This window comes from Pseudomyxococcus flavus, from assembly GCF_050038885.1.
Taxonomy (GTDB): Bacteria; Myxococcota; Myxococcia; order Myxococcales; family Myxococcaceae; genus Myxococcus; species Myxococcus flavus.
In genome coordinates this window covers 3,589,980-3,610,764 of record NZ_CP143624.1, presented here as the reverse complement: position 1 = coordinate 3,610,764, position 20,785 = coordinate 3,589,980, and the positions used below count along the sequence as shown (strand labels likewise).

The 20,785-nt window shown below is 72.8% G+C and carries 9 protein-coding genes; 8 read left to right on the top strand and 1 reads right to left on the bottom strand.

All coding sequences use genetic code 11. The annotated features are described in order from the left end of the window. Positions 1-128 precede the first annotated feature (128 nt). The 7 genes from VZL07_RS15110 (at position 129) to VZL07_RS15080 (ending at position 18,161) form a co-directional block, all read left to right on the top strand. A complete protein-coding gene (locus VZL07_RS15110; protein ID WP_426756239.1) occupies positions 129-3,284 on the top strand; it encodes a carboxypeptidase regulatory-like domain-containing protein in 3,156 nt (1,051 codons plus the stop codon). Positions 3,285-3,333: 49 nt separating this feature from the next. Beyond that, positions 3,334-4,188: a phospholipid scramblase-related protein gene (locus VZL07_RS15105; protein ID WP_426756238.1), complete on the top strand. Its 855-nt coding sequence runs from the start codon at positions 3,334-3,336 to the stop codon at positions 4,186-4,188. An 18-nt stretch (positions 4,189-4,206) separates the two neighbouring features. Next, positions 4,207-6,939, top strand: a complete 2,733-nt coding sequence (locus VZL07_RS15100; RefSeq protein WP_426756237.1) for a hypothetical protein — start codon at positions 4,207-4,209, stop codon at positions 6,937-6,939. Positions 6,940-6,954: 15 nt separating this feature from the next. Continuing rightward, positions 6,955-7,842 (top strand): JmjC domain-containing protein, encoded by an 888-nt coding sequence (locus VZL07_RS15095; protein ID WP_426756236.1) that lies wholly within the window; start codon positions 6,955-6,957, stop codon positions 7,840-7,842. Positions 7,843-7,925: 83 nt separating this feature from the next. Next, positions 7,926-14,456, top strand: a complete 6,531-nt coding sequence (locus tag VZL07_RS15090; RefSeq protein WP_426756235.1) for a HEAT repeat domain-containing protein — start codon at positions 7,926-7,928, stop codon at positions 14,454-14,456. Then, positions 14,453-16,306 (top strand): SWIM zinc finger family protein, encoded by a 1,854-nt coding sequence (locus VZL07_RS15085; RefSeq protein WP_426756234.1) that lies wholly within the window; start codon positions 14,453-14,455, stop codon positions 16,304-16,306. Before VZL07_RS15090 ends, VZL07_RS15085 begins: the two co-directional genes overlap by 4 nt. A gap of 400 nt (positions 16,307-16,706) precedes the next feature. Next, positions 16,707-18,161, top strand: coding sequence for a reverse transcriptase family protein (locus VZL07_RS15080; RefSeq protein ID WP_426756233.1), 1,455 nt, complete (start codon positions 16,707-16,709; stop codon positions 18,159-18,161). A 3-nt stretch (positions 18,162-18,164) separates the two neighbouring features. Here the strand turns inward: VZL07_RS15080 and VZL07_RS15075 are convergent, their stop codons facing one another. Beyond that, positions 18,165-19,055: an alpha/beta hydrolase gene (locus VZL07_RS15075; RefSeq protein ID WP_426756232.1), complete on the bottom strand. Its 891-nt coding sequence runs from the start codon at positions 19,053-19,055 to the stop codon at positions 18,165-18,167. Between the two features lie 151 nt (positions 19,056-19,206). Here VZL07_RS15075 and VZL07_RS15070 point away from each other — a divergent pair, with 151 nt between their 5' ends. Further along, positions 19,207-20,730, top strand: coding sequence for a GMC oxidoreductase (locus VZL07_RS15070; protein ID WP_426756231.1), 1,524 nt, complete (start codon positions 19,207-19,209; stop codon positions 20,728-20,730). The last annotated feature ends 55 nt before the right edge of the window (positions 20,731-20,785 follow it).

Genomic DNA, 20,785 nt, shown 5'->3' with positions numbered 1-20,785 from the left:
CCGGCCCGGGCCGATGGGACGGCAACGTGTTTCGCCAGCCCGAGGCCTCAGGCAAAGATGGGCACCAGGTTCGAGGTGGGGCCCTACCGGGGGAACACGATACGATGCGCAAGCAGTCGGCAATGAGGATGGCACTCGGCGCTCTGGCGCTGGTGCTGGCCGTGGCACTCATCCGCTTCCAGGCAGGTACCTCGGAAGAGGCTCCCACGGCCTCGCGAACGACTTCAGGGACGCGCCAGCCGCTCAGCGCCCCCACCCCACCGCCGCGGGGCAATCACGTCATCCGTGGACGCGTGCTCGACGCGCAGCGCCGCCCCGCCCCGGGCACCACGGTCTCCGCCACGCGCGCCATGCCCGGCGAGTCCCTGTCCGCGCTGCCCTGTGACACCTCCGAGGAGGACATGCCGCTGTCGTCCAGCAATTGCTTGGGTGAGTCGGAGGAGCTCGTGAAGGGGCTGGTCGAGGCAGGCCATGGTGACACGCCCGTGCTCGCCCAAGCGCTCACCTCGGAAGACGGTACCTTCCAACTGGACGCGCTGCCCGAGGGCACCGTGACGCTGTGGGCCTTCGGTGGCCACGATGCCGCGATGGTGCCAGACATCCGCGCCGGCGCGGACGACGTGGAGCTTCGCCTGGAAGCCGGCCGCGTCTTCCCGGGACGGGTCATCGGCGAATCCGGAGCGGGCCTGGCCGGCGCGCGCGTGACGCTCTTCCACCAGGCGCACTCGCGCTTCTTCGAGGCCACCACGGACACGGAAGGCCGCTTCACCTTCGGCCCGCTGCCCAAGGGGGACTACAGCGCCGTCGCCTTCGCTCCGGACCTGCTGCCCGAGTACCACCGGGGCCTGGACGACGCGTTCACCGTCATCACGCTCCATCCCTCCCGAGGGTTCTCCGGGCGCGTGCTCGCCGAGGGGAGCCTCGTCGCGGGCGCCGAGGTGCACCTCGTGCACAGCTCAAGGGTCACCACCACGGACCAGGAGGGTCGCTTCAGCTTCGAGCAGCTCTCCCCCGGCGACTACGAGGTGCGGGCGGAGCACCTCGGCCGCCATGGCTTCGCGAACGTGACGCTGACGGAGGAAGGCAGGGCATTGGAGCCCACCATCCATCTGGGCACGCTCGTCGTCGTGGAGGGCGTCGTGCGCGACGAATCCGGACGTCCCATCGCGGGTGCCGAGGTGAGCGTCCCGGGCAAGCTGGGACTGGCGCCTGTCGTCGCCACCACGGAGGCGGATGGCCGGTTCCGACTCGGGCCCCTGCGGCGCGAGCACTACGTGTTCACCGCGGTCGCCAGGGGCTACCAGTTCAAACAGCTGATGGACGTCACCCTCTCCCACTCCAATCCGCCCCTGGAGTTCATCCTCCAGCGCGCGCATGTCGTGCAAGGCACCGTCACCGAGGCGGACGGCCGCCCCGTGCCGGGCGCCGCGGTGAGAGTCGATGCGGGAGAGGGCATCTACGTGGCCGGCGCGGTGACGGACGAGCAGGGCCACTTCGACCTCGACTTCCCTCGGCCCATGGCCGCGACCCTGACCATCCGCAGCGAGCGCCACCTGCCCGCGGAGGTGCCGGTCGAAGCGCCCACGCCGGACCTGCGCGTGGTGCTGCGCGCGGCGGCACGCGTGGAGGGCATCATCACGAACACCTACGACGTGCCGCTGCGCACCCTGCAGCTCTCGCTGACCTCCGATGGCCAGCACCCCACGCAGGTGACCGACAGCGGCGACTCGGGCCGATTCCATTTCGGCAGCCTTCCGCCGGGCACCTATACCCTGCACGCGGAGCTGGACGTCGGCGGCGTCCCGCAACGCGCGTCGCGCACCGTGAGCGTGCAAGGCACGGAGACGGTGGAAGCCTCCCTGCGGCTGGACACGGGGCAGCCGGTGTCAGGCATCGTGGTGGATGAGCGCGGGCACCCGGTGGCCCGTGCAAAGGTGGAGGGGAAACCACTTCAGGGAGAACGTCACTCCTCCCTCGACGACGCCGTGTACTCCGGCCCGGATGGACGCTTCACGCTTCACCACATGCCCGATGGCGCATGCGAGCTGCGGGCCCAAAAAGAGGGCTATGACTTCGAGTCCGCCAGGAAGCAGTTCCCGGGCGACAGTACACCCGCGGTCCGCGCCATGGCCGGGGACGAGGACGTGCGGCTGGAACTGCGCAGTATGGGCCGTGTCCGCGGGCGGCTGGTGCGCAGCAACGGCACGCCCATCACCCACTTCTTCATCAACGAGCAGGAGTTCCGGGACCCTGAGGGCGCCTTCCGGATTTCAGCACGCGGGCCCTGGGGCATGCCGTTGGAGTTCGCGGTCCCTGGCCTCAATCACACCACGCGACAGCTCGATGTATCCCCCGGCGAGGAGGTGGACCTGGGCGCGGTTCGGATGGAAGCGGGCCGCCAGATTCGGGGGCACGTGCTGGACGCGGAGACCTTGCAACCCATCGAAGGGGCCTTTGTGGGGGCCTACCTGCCGGGTCAGGGCAGGGTGGCGGAGAGGGGACTCCATCCCCCCCTGGTGGCGGGCCGCACCGGCCCGGATGGCACCTTCCACCTGCCGCTGGTGGAGGACCGCCCGCTGGACCTCCTCGTTCACCCCCTGAATGGCGCCCATCCCGAGTTGCGGCGACCGGTGGGCACCGGCGATATGGACCTGGAGCTGCGGCTGTACCCGGGCGCCTACGTGGAGGGCGCGATGACGGACCGCGACGGTCAGCCCGTCGAGGCCACCGTCTGGCTCTCACCTGTCGGTGGTGACGATCCCGAACCCGGCATCGTGTCCGTCGAGGAAGCAGCGGGGACCTTCCGCGCCCACAAAGTGCCGGGTGGCACCTACGTGCTGAATATCGTGAAGGCGAGAAACCTGGAGGGCCGCCCGGTGACGTTCCTGGCCCAGCGCGTCCAGATTCCTCCCATGGGCCGGGTGACGCTGGCCGTTCGCGAGCCCCCCGGAAGCGCCACGGTGCGGCTCAGCGTCCGGCTGCCCCCGGGTCTCCAGGAAGAAAACATCTACTTCCTCGCGCTGATCCCAGGCTCCGTGCCGCCCGCCACGTCGACAGTGGAGCTCCGAAGGCGAGCGTATTCCGAGCAGCTCTTCGAGTCCCCCCAGAGCAGCGGGCTGAGCCGGGTGTACGAGCAGCTCCCAGCCGGGCGCTACACGTTCATCGCCATCGGCAAGCAGGCCCCATGGGATGCGCAACTCCAGGCCTACCGGGAGGAGCTGACTGTGACGGACGGGGCGACGCTCACGCGGGACATCCACGTCGTGCTCCGGCCCAGTCCCTGAACCCTGGACCGATTATCGGTTGGCGCGGCTCACGCTTAGCGTGAAGCGAATGAGCGACAAGCGCCCCCTGGCGGATACGACCGAGTTGGAGCTGGACTGGCGTGGCCGCACGCCCCGCCAGCCGGAAGCGCCCGCCAGCGCGGCCGTGGAGCCGCTCCCCGAGGTCGAGGTGCCGTCCGGCGCGGGCAAGGGGCTTCCGGGCGACGTGCGCCACATGGGCACCGAGCTGCGCATGGCCCTCCAGGTGATGATGGAGACGCCCGCGCTGCGCATGCGGCAGTTCCGCGAGGGCCTGGAAATCATCTTCGGCGCCCAGACACGCAACCGCTACGAGGTCTGCGACAACATGGGCCGCGTCGTGCTGTACGCGGAAGAGGAGGCACGTGGCTTCGGCGCCATGCTCCGGCGGACCTTCTGGCCCTTCTACAAGGCTCGGCTGGAGTGCATGACGCAGGGAGGTATCGTTGCGCTCGTCGTGGAGCGCCCCTGGAGCATCATCCTCACGAAGGCGGACGTCCTGGCGTGGGATGGCCGGCTGATGGCGCGAATCCAGCAGCGCTTCACCCTGCTGGGGCGCAGGCTGGACATCGTGACGCCCGGAGGCGCCGTCATCGCCACCGTGAAGGGCCCGCTCTTCAGACCCTGGACCTTCCGCATCTTCCAGGGTGACGCGGAAGTGGCCGTCGTCCGCAAGCGCTGGAGTGGCCTCCTTCAGGAGAGCTTCAGCGCCGCGGACACCTTCACCCTCGACTTCCAACCGCAGTGCACGGACTTCCGGCTGCGGCAATTGGTGCTGGCGGTCGCCCTGCTCGTCGACCTGACGTACTTCGAGAACAACAGCTCCCGCTCCGCGGTGGGCCCCGGACTGGACCTGCTCGACGCACTGATGTTCTGGAAGAAGTAGCGTGGTAGATCCCGCGACATGTCCACGTCCACGAGCGATGCGCTGAGCGCGGCTGACCTGGAGCGGCTGGTCCGCGCCGAGTCCCCCGACCTGGCCGATGCCGTCCTCGCCCTGCTCGCCGAGCCCCAGCAGGTGCCGGAGAAGCCGCTGCCGAAGGACGCCTTCACGTTCGAGGCGCTCCTCCAGATGCTCGCCCAGGCCCGGGCGCACTACGACCCGGACAGCCGGCGCCAGGCCTCCTCGGAGGCGTGGCAGCGCTACCTCGCGCAGCAGGACGTGCCCCGCCCACCCCGGCTGGCCCTGGCCGACCTGCTGGTGGCCCTCTACCAGCGGGGCACCCAGGCCTCGCGCGCGGCGCTGGTGGACATCGCCCGCCGCGCGGACCTGCGCTTCGGCCTGTGGGGCGGCCTCAAGCGCATCTACAAGCTGGCGGAGGCCAACCACGACGCGGAGCTGTTCGGCGTGCTCGCCTGGCGCTTCGACGTGGAGCGGCACCGCGGCGGCACCGGCCGCGAAGTCTCTGCCGGCACCCTCACCTACCTGCGCCGCCGCGCGTGGCGCTACCTGCGCCACCTGGGCGCCGCCGTCCCGGAGCTCTATCCGCAGTTCGCGGTGGAGGTGCTCCGCCACTACACGCCGGACACCTCCTGGTACACCGTCTGGGTGGCCCACCACATCTGGGCGCACGGCAGCGGCAACTACTCGCAGGACAGCTTCGCCATGCCGCCGCCCAGCGACATGGTGAAGCACCGCGCCTACCCGGACGCGTGGAAGCGCTCGCCGGATGCGCTGATGCGCCTGTTGGACCTGTGCGAGTCGGACCCGGCCGCCAGCTTCGCCATCCAGGGCCTGCGCAAGGACTTCCCCGAGGCGCTGCGCAAGGTGACGCCCGCGTGGCTGGACCGGCTCGCCCGCCGTCCGCTGGGCAGCGCGCATGACTTCCTGGTGGAGACGCTGCAGGGCTCGCCCGAGTTCCACCAGGGCCGGCTGCGTGAGCTCGGCTTGCACGAGGCGGTGCTGGCGCTGCTGCTCTCCCCCAGCCTCAAGGCCCGCGGCTACGCCATCGAGTATGCCCGCGCCCAGGCGCAGGACCTGCCGGCGGAGCGCTTGGCGGAGCTGGTGGCCCAGGGCGCGCCGGACGTGAAGGCCTTCGCCGCGGCCATGCTGGAGAAGCACAACCCACGCGAGCTGGGCGTGGCGCTGCTGGGGCGGCTGCTGTCGTACAAGCCCACCGCGGCGTTCGCGACCGCCGCGCTGGCACAGTCCTTCGACCGCGCCGAGCTGCCCGCGGACTTCCTGCGCGACATGTACCTGGGCACCGGTGAGCAGCTCGGCTGGGTGAAGGGGTTCATCGCCTCGAAGTACGGCGCCACCGAGCTGCCCGCGGACTTCTGGAAGGCGCTGCTGGACGACCCCCGGCTGGCGAAGAAGCCCCACCCCGTGGAGGGGATGGCGATGAAGGCGCTGTCGGCCTACCCGGCGGCGACCATCGGCCCGGAGTGGCTGCTGGAGAAGGCCACCCACCCGCGCATCGGCCACCAGGTGAGCCAGTGGCTCCTGCGCGCGGACAGCCTGCCCGGACTGGATGTGGAGCAGGTGAAGGCGCGCGTCTTCAGCGCGAAGTACCGGCACGTGGCGCTGGCCCTGCTGGGCAACCGCAAGCTGTTCACCGCGCGCCAGCTCACCGTGCCCTGGCTGCTCGCGCTGGCCCGCCGCGCCGACCCGGAGCTGCACGGCTTCGCGCACCGCTACCTGCTGGAGAACGTGGCCCCCGCGGACTTCAGCGACTCGGGCGACGCCGCCGCGGGCCTGGAGCGCCTCTTCGAGCTGGCCCTAGGCGCGAAGCAGCCGGCGCCGGTGCGCGCCTTCGCGCAGACGTACCTGCGCTGCCACCACCCCGTCATCGGGCCGGAGCAGCCGGAGTCGAGGTCCTACAACCTCAAGCCCCGCGCGCCGCGCAAGGCGTACACGCCGGAGCTGCTGTGGCCCGCGCTCACCGACTCGCGCGACGACGTGCGCCGCTTCGCCGTGGCCATCGCCCGCGCGGAGCTGCGCGCCTGGGGCTGGCACACGCGCGTGTACGAGCTGGCGGATGCCGAGGCGAAGGAGGTCCGCAACCTGGCCTATGACGCCCTGCTGCGCGCGGGCGAAGAAGGCGCGGACGCGCGGCACACGCTCCAGCCGGAGGAGCTGGACCCGGTGAAGGTGTTCTCCCTCACGGAGAGCACCCGGCGCAGCACCCGCGAGGTCGCCGTGGAGCTCATCCGCCGGCACTACGCGCGGCTGGGCGGCGCCGAGCGGCTCGCGTGGCTCATGCAGAGCGCGGACCGCGAGGTGGGCCTGTTCGCCGTGCGGCTCCTCTGGGAGAAGCACCGGCCCACGCACCTGCCGGAGGGGTGGAAGCCCGCGGGCGCCATGGAGGCACTGGCCCTCGGAGGCACGGAGCGCTTCACCGACGTGGACGCGCTGCGCACCTTCCTGCGGAAGATGCTCTTCGGCCTGCCGCCGGGCCGCGCCAAGGAGGCCCGCGAGGGCGAGGTGCAGAAGCGCCTGTCCGCCAGCGTGGCCAAGCGCCGCGTCATCGAGCTGGTGAGGGATTTGGGCCTGGACGACGCGGCCTTCGCCCGCGTGGTGGCCCCGGTGCTGGAGGAGTTCACCGGCTCGCTGGCCAAGGGGGAATGGCAGAGCTGCCTCGCCTCGCTGGTGCGGCTGCGGGCCGCGCATCCGGGCGTGCAGCTCGGAAGCGCCTGAGTCATTGGAAGCACCATGCTGCTCGACGAACTGCTGAATGGCTTTCCGCGGGAGCGCTTCCTCCAGGAGCACTACCAGCGGCGTCCCTTCACCAACGCTTCCGCCGCGGAGCGCCTCCAGCGCCTGGGGACGTGGGAGACCATCGACTTCCTCGTGGAGGAGACGGCCTGCGACATCCTGCTCGCGCGCCAGGGCGTGCCCTACCCGGGAGACAGGCCCACGACGGCGAAGGAGGCGCGGGCGCTGTTCGCGCAGGGCTACACGCTCGCGCTGCGGCAGCCGGACCAGCACCACCCGGAGCTGGCGCAGCTGGCGCGCAGCTTCAGCGCGGAGCTGCACGGCCGCATCAACCTGCACATCTACTGCACGCCCGCGGGACACCACGGCTTCGGCTGGCACTGCGACCCGGAGGAGGTGTTCATCCTCCAGACGGCGGGCCGCAAGGAGTACCTGCTGCGGGAGAACACGCTCCACCCCGTGCCCCTGCCGGAGTCCGTGCCGAGCGGCGCCCTGGCCGCGCAGGAGAAGACGCCCGTGGAGACGCACACCCTGGGCGCCGGGGACTTCATCTACATCCCAGGCGGGTACTGGCACATGGCCCAGGCACCCGAAGAGGCGCTCTCCATCTCCATCGGCCTGATGCCGCCCACGCTGCTGGACATCCTCGACGGCGTGCGGGCCACGCTGGCCAGCAGCCCCGTGTGGCGTCGACGGATGCCCTCGCTGGGGCGTGCCTCCACGCTGGACGATTCGAGCAAGCTGGAGCTGCTCCGGACGTTGATGGCCGAGCTGGGCACGGAGCTCCAGCGACAGCTCGCCGAGCCGGGCTTTCCCATGCGCTTCCTCGCGCAGACGGCCCGGTTCTACCTGCGCTCCACGGGAATCCGGGGCAGCGGACGCTGACGGCGCGCCACGTGCGCCACCGCGCCTGTGCGCTCTCGTATCGAGAGCGCCGGTGCTAAGAAGGGCGCTCACTGGGGAACGTGATGCCCGTACTCGCCATCGGCAACATCGAGAAGGTCCGTGCACTCGCGGCCAACGCGCGCGTGCTGCTCGTGGGTGGCGCGCGCGCCTCCGCCGCCAGCCGTCTCACCGCGTTCGAGCCGGGCACCAACAAGGTGTTGTGGAGCACCGAGCTGCCCTCCGCGGTGAACGCGCTCGCGCTCTCGGGCGGGCGGTGGGCCGCGGCGGGCGCGGATGGCACGGTGCGCATCGGCGAGCTGTCCGATGGGCTGGTGCGGTTCCAGCTCCACGGCGTGCACCCGGGCGGCGTCACCGCGCTCGCGTCCAGCGCGGATGGCAAGCTTCTCCTCAGCGCGGGCGCGGACGGCGCCATCCGCGCCTGGGACTGGGAGTCCACGCGCAAGCTGCACGAGTGGAAGGCGTCTCCCCAGTCGCTTCGGGCCGTGGCGTTGGACCCGTCCAGCACCTACGCGGCGGGCGCTGGCGATGACGGCGTGGTGCGCGTCTTCACCGTGGCCACCGGAGCGCAGCGGGACATGCCCGGCCACGAGGGCGCGGTGCGCGCGCTCGCCTTCACCCCGCGCGACGGACGGCTGGTGTCCGCCGGTGACGACGGCAAGCTGCGCATCTGGTACCTCGTGGGCGCGGTGGAGTTCGAGGTCCGCGGCGACAAGGACACCGGCCATGCCGGCCCGGTGCTCGCCCTCCTCTTCCCGCCCACGCCCACCGCGAAGCCGGGAGAGGAAGAGCCCGGCGACCGCGTGTGGTCCGCCGGCAGCGACGGACAGGTCAAGGTCTGGCGTCTGGATGTTCGCCGCAAGCCACGCACGCTCGACGCGGGTGGCAAGCCGGTGCAGGCGCTCGCCTTCGCCCCGCCCGCCAACCCGCGGCTGGCGAAGACGTCCCTGGGGTCGGTCTTCACGGGCGGGGATGACCGCCGCACGCACCGCTTCGGCCTCTCCCCGGATGGCGCGCCCGCGGGCGACCACGACACGTCCCAGCACGGCATCGACCTGCTGACGGAGTCCCTCAAGGCGGGCCGTCCGCGCCGCGAGGCCGCGGTGCGCGAGGCCGCCGCGCTGGAGGAGACGGAGGCGCTGGACTTCCTCTTCCAGGTGCTCTCCACGGACAAGGACCCGGAGGTGCGGCGGCTCGCCGTGCGTGAGCTGGCGCAACATGGCCGCACCGCCGCGCGCCCCAAGCTGCGCGAGTGCCTGAACGACGCCTACCCCGTCGTGCGCAAGGACGCGCTGGAGGCGCTCACCACGCTGGAGCCCGAGTCGCCTCTGGCCGCCCCGCGCGCGGCGCTGGAGTCGAAGCACGCGGACATCCGCGTGCTGGGCCTGGAGAAGCTCGCGAAGCTGGGTGGCACGTCGCCCCTGGTGCCGGGCCTCATCGCCGGGCAGCTCGCGGACTCGCAGGACGCGGTGGGCCTGGCGGCGCTGGACGCGCTCGCCCAGGTCCTCCCGGGCGACGGCGCGGAGCCGCTGCGCACCGCCTTCGAGCGCGGACCCTCGCTGCTCAAGGTGGAGGTGCTCATCCGCGCCGCGGCGAAGGGGATGCTGGGCCACCCCCAGCTCCAGCCGCTGGTGGCCCGCGCCCTGGACGACGCGGACCCGGGCGTGCGCCGCGCGGCCTTCACCGTGCGGGTGATGGAGCGGCGGGCCCTGGCCCAGGCGCTGGAGTCGCGTGACGAGGACTTCGCCCGGGGCGTGAAGGAAGTGGTCCGCTGGCTGGCCCAGCTCGCGCGCCGCGCGCAGGGTGGAACGAACAACGCGCCCATCACAGACGAGGAGCTCCAGGCCGCGCGCAACGCCATGCCTGGCCAGGGCACGGCGGGCGCGGCCATCACCGAGAGCGACGTGGAGCCGCTGCTCGCCGCCATGGCCTGCCGCACGCCGGACACGGCCGTGCGCGGCGCGCGCGGGCTGGCGCAGCTCGGCGACGCGCGGGCGCTGGGCGCCCTGCTCCAGCTCTCCCGCGAGCCGGACGCCGCCATCCGCCGGGTGGCCGCCTCCTCCCTCCAGGCCCTCCAGGACGCGCGCGCCCGCGAGCGGCTGGTGTGGATGCTGGACGACGAGAACGCGGACGTGCGCGCCGCCGCGCTGGACGCGGTGGTGGCGCTGGACGCGGAGACGCCGCTGGCGTCCGCGGAGGCCGCCCTTCGCTCGGGCCACGAGGACGTGCGCGTGCGCGGCCTGGACCGGCTGGTGAAGCTGGGCGCGGCGACGCCGGGCGCGGAGCCGCTGCTGGGCGACGCCCTGGAGGACGAGTCCGGCAAGGTGCGCGGCGAGGCCTTCCGCACGCTGTGGGCCTGGAACGAGAAGGCGCCGGAGAAGGCCCTGGACCGCGCGCTGGCGGGCCGCTTCCCCGACCTGCGCCACCGCGCGGTGGAGGTGCTGGCGCAGCGCGCCGCCGAGGGCTGGGCGCTGGAGCGGCTGAAGAAGGCCGTGGAGGACCGCGACGCCAGCGTGGCCACCGCCGCGTATGACGCGTGGGTGAAGCACGTGGGCAAGGAGCACACGGAGGCCCACCTGGCGGCGCTGGCCACCCCGCACGCGCTGCTGCGAGAGCACGCCGCGAAGGGCGCCGTCCACGCCCCCATCGAGCCCCTGCGCTCGCCGCTGCTCAAGCGCGTCCAGGACGAGGAGGTCCCCGTCGCCGTGGCTGCGCTGGAGGCGCTGGACAAGCTGCTGCCCAGCGAGAATGGACCTCTGCTGGCCGGGCTCGCCGCGGCGCCGCTGCCGGTGCGTGTGCGCGCCGCGGAGCTGCTGGCCTCGCGCGGCGCCGAGGACATCATCGAGCCGCTGCGCGCGTTCATCACCGACAAGGACCTGGAGCGGCTCTACCCTCCGGCCTTCCTGGTGCCGCTGCGCATCCGCGCCGCGCGGGCCCTGGCCTCGCTGGGCTCGCGGCGCCTGTTGACCTTCTTCGCCACCGTGCTGCTGCCGCACGAGCTGGGCGACCTTCAGGAACAGGGCGCCCGCGGGCTCGCCACCGCCGCCCGCCGGGGCGACGAGGGCTTCCTGCTGGACGCGCTGGGCCACGCCAACGTGGCGGTGCGCTCCTGGGCCGCGGATGGCCTGTCCCGCCTGGGTGACGCGCGCGCCCTGCCGGTGCTCACCGGCAACCTGCGCCACGACCACCTCCCCATCCGGCTGGGCGCCATCCTCTCCTTCGCGGCCCTGGGGCCCGAGGGCGACGGCGGCCTGCTGCACGGCCTGGAGGACCGCGCGCGCGAGGTGCAGGAGATGGTGTTCGCCATCGTCCTCGCTCGGGATTCGCGCGCCAGCCGCCGGGGTGAGCCGCCCGACCTGCTCACCAGCGCCCTCTCCAGCGGCAGGCCGGAGGTCCGCTACGCCGCCGCCCGCGCGCTGGAGCTGCGCACGGAACCGGACGCGTCGCGCGCCCAGCTGGTGGAGGCCCTGCTGCCGCCCCGCCCCGAGAAGGTGGCGGACATGAAGGACTGGCCCGCTGAGGAGGAACGCGCGAAGTACGTCGTCGGCCTCGCGGAGGCCCTGTCCAGCCTCCAGCCCGAGCAGCGCTACGCGGCGGCCCAGGTGCTGCTGCTGCGTGACAAGCCGCTGGAGTACTTCCGCCACGCGAAGAAGGTGGCGCGGCCCAGCACGCTGGACGCGCCCTGGAAGCCAGAGACGGCGCCCGCCAGCTCGCCCGTGCAGGCCACGCCCGCGAAGAGCTGGCTGCGGCGCATCTTCTCCGCGGTGAAGCCGGATGCCCCCGCCGCCTCGCCCGAGGCCACCAGCCAGGCCGAGCGGCAGCACCTGCGCCGGCTGGCCTTCGGCGCCTACGTCGGCCTGCTGCGGCAGGTGTCGTCGGGCGATGACGAGGGCCACCGCGTGCGCCGCGACGCGGTGGACCGCGTGGTGAAGCTCACGCAGGAAGGCTTCGCCGGCACGCCCGCCGCGGTGGCCGCCCTGCTGCGCGCGCTGGAGGACCCGCACCAGCTGGTGCGCAAGGCCGCGTTCACCGGGCTGAAGGAGCTCTTCCCCGCCGGCAGCGACGAGCCGCTGGCGCTGGCCCTGGCCTCGCTGGCGCCGGACGTGGCGCGCGCCGCTCTGGACGAGCTGGCCACGCGGGGTGACGCCGCCAAGCCGCGCATCAGCGCCGCGCTGAACTCGCCGCTGACGGACGTGCGGCGCTACGCCTTCGAGCTGCTGGAGAAGCTCAGCCCGCCCGGGAGCCTGGAGCCACTGCTGGCCGCGCTCGGCAGCGAGCACGCCGACCTGCGCGTGGGCGTGATTGAGCGGCTGGCCGGCGCCAACGACTCGCGCGTCACCGAGGCGCTGGGCCGCGCCATGGCCAGCGAGCACGAAGACTTGCGCCTGCGCGCGTCGGAGCTGCTCGCGTGGCGGGGTGATGACCGCGCGGTGGAGGTGCTCGCCAGCTTCCTGCGCTCGGAGAACACGACGGCCGCGAAGCGAGCCACGGAGGCCCTGGCCCGGCTGGCCACGCCCGCCGCGGTGAGCGCGCTGGCGGCCCGGCTGCCCACGGCCAGGGATTTCCATGAGCGGAAGCGCCTGGTGGGAGCCCTGGGCGCCACCCGCCGCGCCGAGGCGCTGGAGGTGCTGGCCCGCCAGTGCCTGACGGACGAGGAGGGCGTGGTCCGCAACGCGTGCGTCGCCGCCGCCATGAGCGTGGCCGGCACGGACGTGAAGAAGCGCGACGCGGCCCTGGCCGTGTCCTTCCTGCGGCAGGTAGTGAAGAGCCAGGACGTCTCCGTGCGGCTGACCGCGCTGCGCGAGCTGGAGCACGGCGCCGAGGCCGGTCAGTCCGAGCTGCTGGCGGGCCTCTTCTCCGACCGGTTCGTGTCGGTGGGCGCGGAGGCGGTGGAGCGCTACGCGAAGCGCGTCACCGAGCATGGCGCGCCGGTGGAGCCGCTGGAGGCGGTGCTGCGCGGCGGCTCGCGCGAGCTGATGCTGCCCGCCGCCGAGGGTGTCGCCTTCAAGGGCGGCGCCAGCGCGCTGCGACCGTTGATGCTGTACGCCCGCGCGGGTGAGGACGGCCAGCGCGAGCGCGCCCTGCGGGCCCTGGGCACGCTGGGTGACGCACGCGCCCTGAGCGAGCTCGAGACGGTGGCCGCGGGCGGCACGGCGGAGGCCCCCGTCGAGCCAAGCATGGTGTCGGCCGCGATCGAGGGCCTGGGCCGGCTCGCCTCGAAGCTGCCGGAGGGCGAGGAGCGCCGCCGCGTCGAGGACAAGGTGGAGGCCGCCGCGGTGGAGGGCACCACGCTGGAGCTGCAACAGGCCGGCGTGAAGGGCCTGTGCGCCATCGGCGGTGAGCGCGCCCGCGTGAAGGTGGAGGCGCTGCTCGGCGACACGGGCACGGCGCTGCCGGTGCGGCTGACCGCGGCCCAGGAGCTGGGCAAGCTGAAGGATACCGCGGCGGAGTCCGCGCTCGCCGCCGCGCTGGACGTGCCGCAGCAGGAGCTGCGCCAGGAGGCGCGCAAGGCGCTCGACGTGCTGTTCCCCACCGAGCGGACGCGCGTGGAGTTCCTCGCGGTGGCCAGCCGGAATCCGGACATCTCCGCGCCCGCCGCCACCTACCTCGCCAACGAAGGAGACCCGGCGCTGCTGGTGCCTCGGCTGGCCACGCTGGACAACGTGACGCTGCGGCTGCGCCTGCGGCGCGGGCTCGCGCGGCGGGGCGCCCTGCCCGTGCCCGAGGTGGTGGCGCTGCTGGGCCACGACAAGCCGGAGGCCCGCGAGGAGGCCGCGCTGCTGGTGGGCACCTGGACGGGGGAGGCTCGCGAGCCCGGCACGGCGGACCTGGCCGCGCTGTCCCGCGCCCTGGTGACGGCCGAGCGCCGCACGGCCGCCGACTGGAGCTCGGCGCCGCCGCCAAAACGCGCCCCGCTGGCCACCGCCTGGGAGCGCCTGCTGTGGGCAGGCTCCCGGCTGGGCACCGCCGGCATGACGGACTCCGCGCGCACCATCCTCCAGGGCGGTGAGCACGCGGCCCCGGCCCCCGTGCGCCAGGAGGCGGCGCGCGCCCTGGCGCGGTTGGCGACGCCGGGAGGCACGCTGACGCTCACCGGCCAGGCTCCAGCCCCCGTGCTGACGCACGAGAAGGAGCGCGCCGCCGCGGCCGAGACGCTGCGCGCGGTGCTGGTGGACCCGGACGCGCGGGTGCGGGCGGCGGCGGCGGACGCGCTGGCGAAGCTCGTCCCCGAGCGCACCGCCACGTGGGCGCTGGAGGTGAAGCCCTTCGACGCGGTGGCCTTCGGGCCCATGGGCGGCAAGCCCTCGCGCGAGGTGCTGGCCACCTCCGAGGGCCGCCGCCTGTCGGTGCCCGCGCTGCTGGGCGCCCGCGCGCTGGAGCCCCTGAAGCCCCTGGCCACCGACGCGAAGCCGGAGACGCGGCAGGACGCGTGGGCCGCGCTGGGCCGGCTGGGCGGAGACGACGCGGCGAAGCTGCTGCACGAGGCCGCCTTCGACAAGTCCCAAACCGTGGAGCTGCGCAAGGCCGCCTGGCGCGCCCACAAACGCGCACGCCGCGCCGCCGAGCGCGCCCGGAAGGAAGGTAACCCGTCGTGACGACCGCCACCCGGCACCCCGTCGAGCTGCGCTACACCACCACCAGCGACGTCGACTCCGGCGCGGATGGCTCCCGCGTGCGGCTGGCCCTGGAGGGCTCGCGTGGCACCGTGGGCGTGAGCGGCCGCGTCACCGACGCCGCCCTCTTCCGCGACGCGCTGGCCGCCACCTTCGGCATCCTCGCCAGTGACTTGCGCTACCGGGGCAAGGACCGCACCGCGTACCTCGCCTACCTGATGAAGCAGGGCAAGCGGGCCAGCGCGCTCATCTGGGAGGCGCAGAAGGCGTTCCTCGACAACGCGCTGGACGGCGAGAAGCAGCAGGACGCCGTGCTGGACCCCGTGCTCACGGTGGATCCGGACAGCGTGTCCCTGGAGGTGTTCTCCCGCGACGAGAGCGCCTACGCCCGCCTGTCCTTCGACAACCGCCTCTTCGAGGGCCGCGAGGCCGCGCACGGCTCCACCTTCCTGGACGTGCCGCCGGAGCTGCCCGGCCGGGTGGACCGGCTGCGCACCTACGTGCCCATCTCCCTGGAGGCCCACGTCGCGCCGTCCACGCCAGCCACGCAGCCGGCGCGGGCGCCGCGCAACGTGGAGGTGCCCCACGCCTGGCTGCGCGGCTTCCTCCAGGTGCAGTCCGCCGCCACGCTGCCCGCGAGCACCTGCGAGCTGGCGCCCATCGACCTCTACAACCTCCTCTTCGCTCTCCGTTCGCGCAAGGCGAAGAAGGCCCCGCGCGCGCTGCGCTTCGAGCTGGTGCCCGGCGCCCCGCCCCGGCTGGTGCTGGAGCCGTGGGAGCTGGTGCTGGAGTGCCACGGCGGCACGTACAACGGCACCGCGCCCGCGGTGGTGCGCACCTTCGGCCGCCAGCGCCTGGCCGCGCTCGCGCGCCTCCTGCCCCACGCGAAGTCGGTGCGGGTGCAGCTCATGGGCCCGGGCCTGCCGGTGTTCTGGGTCATCGACATGGGCGCGGCCACGCTGACGCTGGGCCTCACGGGCTGGACGGAGAGCGGCTGGTCCTCCGCGGCGGCCTTCGATGTGCTGATGCCCCGCGCGGTGCCGGACGGACTGGCGGACACGCTCCGCGACCGGCTGCGCGCGGAAGGGCCGCTGGCCTTCGACACGCTCGCCGCCAGCGCGGGTGCGCCCAAGGAGTCCGTCCGCGCGGCGCTCCAGCTGGAGTGCCTGCGCGGGCGCATCCTCTTCGACGTGGCGCGCGGCCAGTACCGCCCTCGCGAGCTGATGCCCACGCCGGTGGACGCCGCCGTCATCCGCTATGGCAGCGAGCTGGAGGCACGCGCGCACCGCCTGCTCGGCGGCGACGGCGCTCCGGGCGCGGGCGAGGTGAAGCTGACGAAGGTGCACGACGTGGTGGGCGAGGGCATCCGCATCCACGGCGAGGTGGTGGACCGCGAGGCGCTGCGAAGCTTCTTCCCCAGCTTCACGCTGGACCTGGAAGGCCGCGTGAAGGACGCCAGCTGCGGCTGTCCGCACCACCGGCGCTCCGGCCTGCGCGAGGGCCCCTGCGAGCACCTGCTGGCGCTGCGACTGGCCTATGCGCGCCGCCGCGCCGAGGAAGAGGCGCTGCGGCAGACGCCCGAGGGCCGCAAGCTCATCCGCGCAGAGACGCGCGCCTACGTGCGCCGGGACGCGGAGAGCGGCCAGGAGACGGTGTACCGGGTTTCCCTGGACGGTCAGGTGGTCTCGGTGGAGTGGGGCCCGCGCACGGGCTCGCCGCGTCACCAGCGCCTGTGGTTCGACTCGGACGCGGAAGCGCGCGGGGCGTATTTCGCGCGCCTGGAGAAATTGGCGGCTGAAGGCTACATCGACGCAGCCTCGGCCTTGGTGTAAACCCATCAATCACGGCTCGGCCGCCGCGAGCGGCCGGCAGGACAGGTGCGACGAAGAGACGATGACGTGCGCTTCACGCGCGAGCAGCCGAGAGAGGTCTGGAGTGCATCAGCCTGAGCGCCTCGAGCGCGGGAGCGGCGTTGCGCCGCTCTGGTTGGAATGCAGGACACTCTCCGCAAGGTAGCCTGTTCTTGGCTCTCTCCCTCCTAGGCACTGCTGCCAGGGTGGGTAGCGGAGCCAACGACGCGACCGCCGTTTACCCACCCCGGCAGCAGTGCCTAGGAGGGGAGAGCCGGTGAGGCTACCGTGCCCCAGGTGAGATGGTGGTGCCTTCCCGGCCTCCCTCGACTGCTCGCGACATGTCCCGTCTCCCGCCGCCGCGCGCGTCCAAGGTGCAGACATGACCGCCAGGCTGGACTCCTTCGTCCCCGCAGCTTCGCCGCAGGCCGTGCCCACGCCCGAACCCACCGCCCCGGCGCCCGACGCGGCCGCGAAGCGTGAAGCGCGCCGCCTCGCGCACGAGGCGCTGCTCGTCCGCGCGAAGGCCGTCGACGAAGCTGGCGGCGCCGACGACTGGGTGCAGGCACAGCTCGTCGCCAAGGGCCTCGCGGTGGAGGACCTCGACTTCTCCAGCGCCTCCGAGAAGGAGAAGAAGGCCTGGAAGGAGAAGAAGAAGGCCGAGGCCGCCGAGCGCCGCGCGCTGAAGCGTCAGGCCTACGAGGCGTGGAAGGCCACGCACGTGGGCCACCTGGGCACGGGCGTGCACTGGGAGGAGGACCACCCCGCGGACGCGTTCGACGTGCCCCACCGGGAGGAGCGCGCGAAGGCCAACGGCCTGGCGGAGCTGGACTCGGCGGACGCGCTGGCGAAGGCGCTGGGGCTGAGCGTATCCAGGCTGCGCTGGTTCGCGTTCCACCGCGAGGTGGACACGGCCACGCACTACGTGAGCTGGACGATTCCGAAGCGGGACGGCGGCAAGCGCACGATTACGTCGCCCAAGCCGGAGCTGAAGGAAGCCCAGCGCTGGGTGCTGTCCAACGTCGTGGAGCGGCTGCCGGTGCACGGCGCGGCGCACGGCTTCGTCGCGGGGCGCTCCATCCTCACCAACGCGCTGGCCCACCAGGGCGCGGACGTGGTGGTGAAGGTGGACCTCGAGGACTTCTTCCCCTCCGTCACGTGGCGGCGGGTGAAGGGCCTGTTGCGCAAGGGCGGCCTGCCGGAGGGTCCGGCCACGCTCCTGTCGCTGCTGGCCACCGAGGCGCCGCGCGAGGCGGTGCAGTTCCGAGGCAAGCTGCTGCACGTGGCCAGGGGCCCGCGAGCGCTGCCCCAGGGCGCGCCCACCTCCCCGGGCATCACCAACGCCCTGTGCCTGCGGCTGGACAAGCGGCTGTCGGCGCTCGCGAAGCGGCTGGGCTTCACGTACACGCGCTACGCGGACGACCTGACCTTCTCCTGGACGAAGGCGAAGCAGCCCAAGGCACGGCGGACGCAGCGCCCCCCGGTGGCCGTGCTCCTGTCGCGCGTGCGGGAAGTGGTGGAGGCGGAAGGCTTCCGCGTGCATCCGGACAAGACGCGCGTGGCGCGCAAGGGCACCCGCCAGCGGGTGACGGGGCTGGTGGTGAACGCGGCGGGCAAGGACGCGCCAGCCGCCCGTGTCCCGCGCGACGTGGTGCGCCGGCTGCGCGCCGCCATCCACAACCGGAAGCAGGGCAAGCCGGGCCGCGAGGGCGAGTCGCTGGAGCAGCTCAAGGGCATGGCCGCCTTCATCCACATGACGGACCCGGCCAGGGGCCGCGCCTTCCTGGCGCAGCTCGCACAGCTCGAGCCGGCGGGCGAGGCGCCCCAGGCGGGGTGACGCTCAGCGCGCGTCCGAGGTGACGCTCGCCGTCGGGAGCAGCGCGGCGTCCAGGAAGGCCCTCAGCCGGCGGGGGTACGCTTCCGGCTCGGTGGCGATGAAGTTGCCGTGGCCCGCGCCCTGGATGCGCCACGTCTGGGCATACTCGCGCACCTTGGCGAAGAGCTCGTCGGCCAGCGGCTGTCCGGACTCCTCCGTGCCCATGACGATGAGCAGCGGCCGGGGACGGATGCGCTCCACCGCGTCGATGGTGCGCACCTCCTCCAGGGCGATGCCGCGCCGCCAGAAGGGCACCAGCGCCCCGGACTGTGACACGACGCCGAAGCGGCGGAAGTCATACGCGGCCGCCAGCCACAGCGTGTTGAACGGGGAGAGCAGCACCACCGCGCGCACGGCGGGGTCCTGCGCCGCCACCTCGGCCACGGCGGCGGAGCCAATCGAGAAGCCGAGCGCCCCCACCCGCTCCGGGTCCACGTCCGGCTGGGACCGGACGAAGGCCAGCGCGGCTCGCATGTCCCTGCGCTCCAGGTCGCCCCAGGTGGAGAACTCGCCCTCGCTCTCACCGTGGGCGCGCAGGTCGAAGAGCAGCACGCCATAGCCCGCGTCCCGCAGGATGCGCGCCTCGGGCAGCAGGTCCACGCGCGTCTGGGACAGCCCGTGCGCCAGCACCACGGCGGCGCGATTCCGGGAGGGCACGTACCACCCGCGCAGCGTCAGCCCGTCCTCCGCCCGCAGGGACACGTCCTTCGCCTCTGCGAGGTCCGCGGGCCGTACGGCCTGAGGACGCGGATAGTGGAAGTAGGCCTCCGAATGACGCAGCGCCCTGCCGAACACCGCCAGCGCGGCGAGGAGCCCCAGCGCGAGCGCGCCACCCAGCAGCCAACGCCACCTCATGTCCGTTGAACCTCCTCGAACGGAGCTGGGGTGTTTGAACCCCAGGCGTGCAGACGGGACCCACGTTGCTCCGCCATGTACCGCCCAGCTTACACTCGGGGTCGACAACTCACAGTGCCATCGAAGGAGGCACTGTCGCGCCAGGGAAGCTGTGGGTACATCCGGTAAGACGTTCGACGTGGTGGTGGTGGGCGGTGGCGCTTGTGGTGGCTGGACGGCCAAGCAGCTGACGGAAGCGGGCTTGCGCGTGCTGGTGCTCGAAGCGGGCCGAGGCATGGGCGCGGACCGCATGCTGTGGATGCTCCACCGCCTGCGGCAGTGCTTCGGCTACCTGGCGGAGACGGACGACCAGCGCAAGGTGCGCCAGGCCGTGCAGAGCACCACCTTCGCGTGGCCCTTCCACCCCCACGCCTTCGTCGATGACGTCGACAATCCCTACACCACGCCGGAGGACCAGCCCTTCACGTGGATTCGCGCGCGGCAGGTGGGCGGACGCACGTCGGTGAAGGCGCACGGGCGCCAGTTCTACCGGCTGTCGGACTTCAACTTCAAAGCGGGCTCGCTGGACGGCCAGGGCCCGGATTGGCCGCTGACGCTGGCGGAGCTGGCGCCGCACTACGAGACGGTGGAGCGGTGGATGGGCATCCACGGCAACGCGGACGGGCTGGACACGCTGCCCGACTCCATCTTCGCGGGGGCCATCTCCATGACGCCCGCGGAGCAGCGGCTGAAGGAGCACGTGGAGCGCCGCTGGCCCGACCGCCGCGTCATCGTCCGCCGCACGGCCGGCGCGCCCATCACCATGCCCGCCGCGATGAAGACGGGCCGCCTCACGCTGCGCACGAACGCGGTGGTGGACCAGGTGCTGTACGACGCGGCCACGGGACGCGCCACGGGTGTGCACTACCTCGACGCGAAGTCGGGCAAGTCGTACGAGGCCCACGCGCGGGTGGTGGTGCTGGCGGCGGGTACCATCGAGACCACGCGGTTGCTGCTGCACTCGCGCAGCAGCGCGTTCCCGGAGGGGCTGGCGAACTCGTCGGGGCAGCTGGGCCGCAACCTGATGGACCACACGTACCTGCTGGGCATCGAGGCGAAGATGAACCTGCCTCCGGAGGCGCAGCGGCCGGAGCAGAGCTGGGCGTACATTCCCCAGTTCCGTAACGTGACCACGAAGGAGAAGGACTTCGCGAGGGGCTATGGCGTGCAGGTGTTCACCTTCGGCGACAACTGCCACTTCGTGCCCTTCGGGGAGATGGTGCCACGTCCGGAGAACCGCGTGACGCTCAGCCCCACGGTGAAGGACCGCTGGGGTATCCCGGCCGCGCACATCGAGTGCCGGCACTCGGCCAACGAGCTGAAGATGGCCGAGGACGCGGTGGCCGCCTGCAAGGAGATGATGGAGGCGGCGGGCTTCACCGTGGAGAAGGTGAACGGCACGCTGTCCACGCCGGGCATGGCCATCCACGAGGTGGGTACGGCGAGGATGGGGACGGACCCGAAGACGTCGGTGCTCAATCCCCACAACCAGAGCTGGGACGTGCCCAACCTCTTCGTCAACGACGGTGCCTGCTTCCCGTCACAGGGCCCGCAGAACCCCACGCTGACGATGATGGCCCTCGCCGTGCGCGCCAGCGCGCACATCGTGGCGGAGCTCAAGGCCGGGCGGCTGTAGCGCCCGCGCCCCGAGTGCCATCCCTCCGGGGTGGTATGTCCCGGGGGCCCAGCCT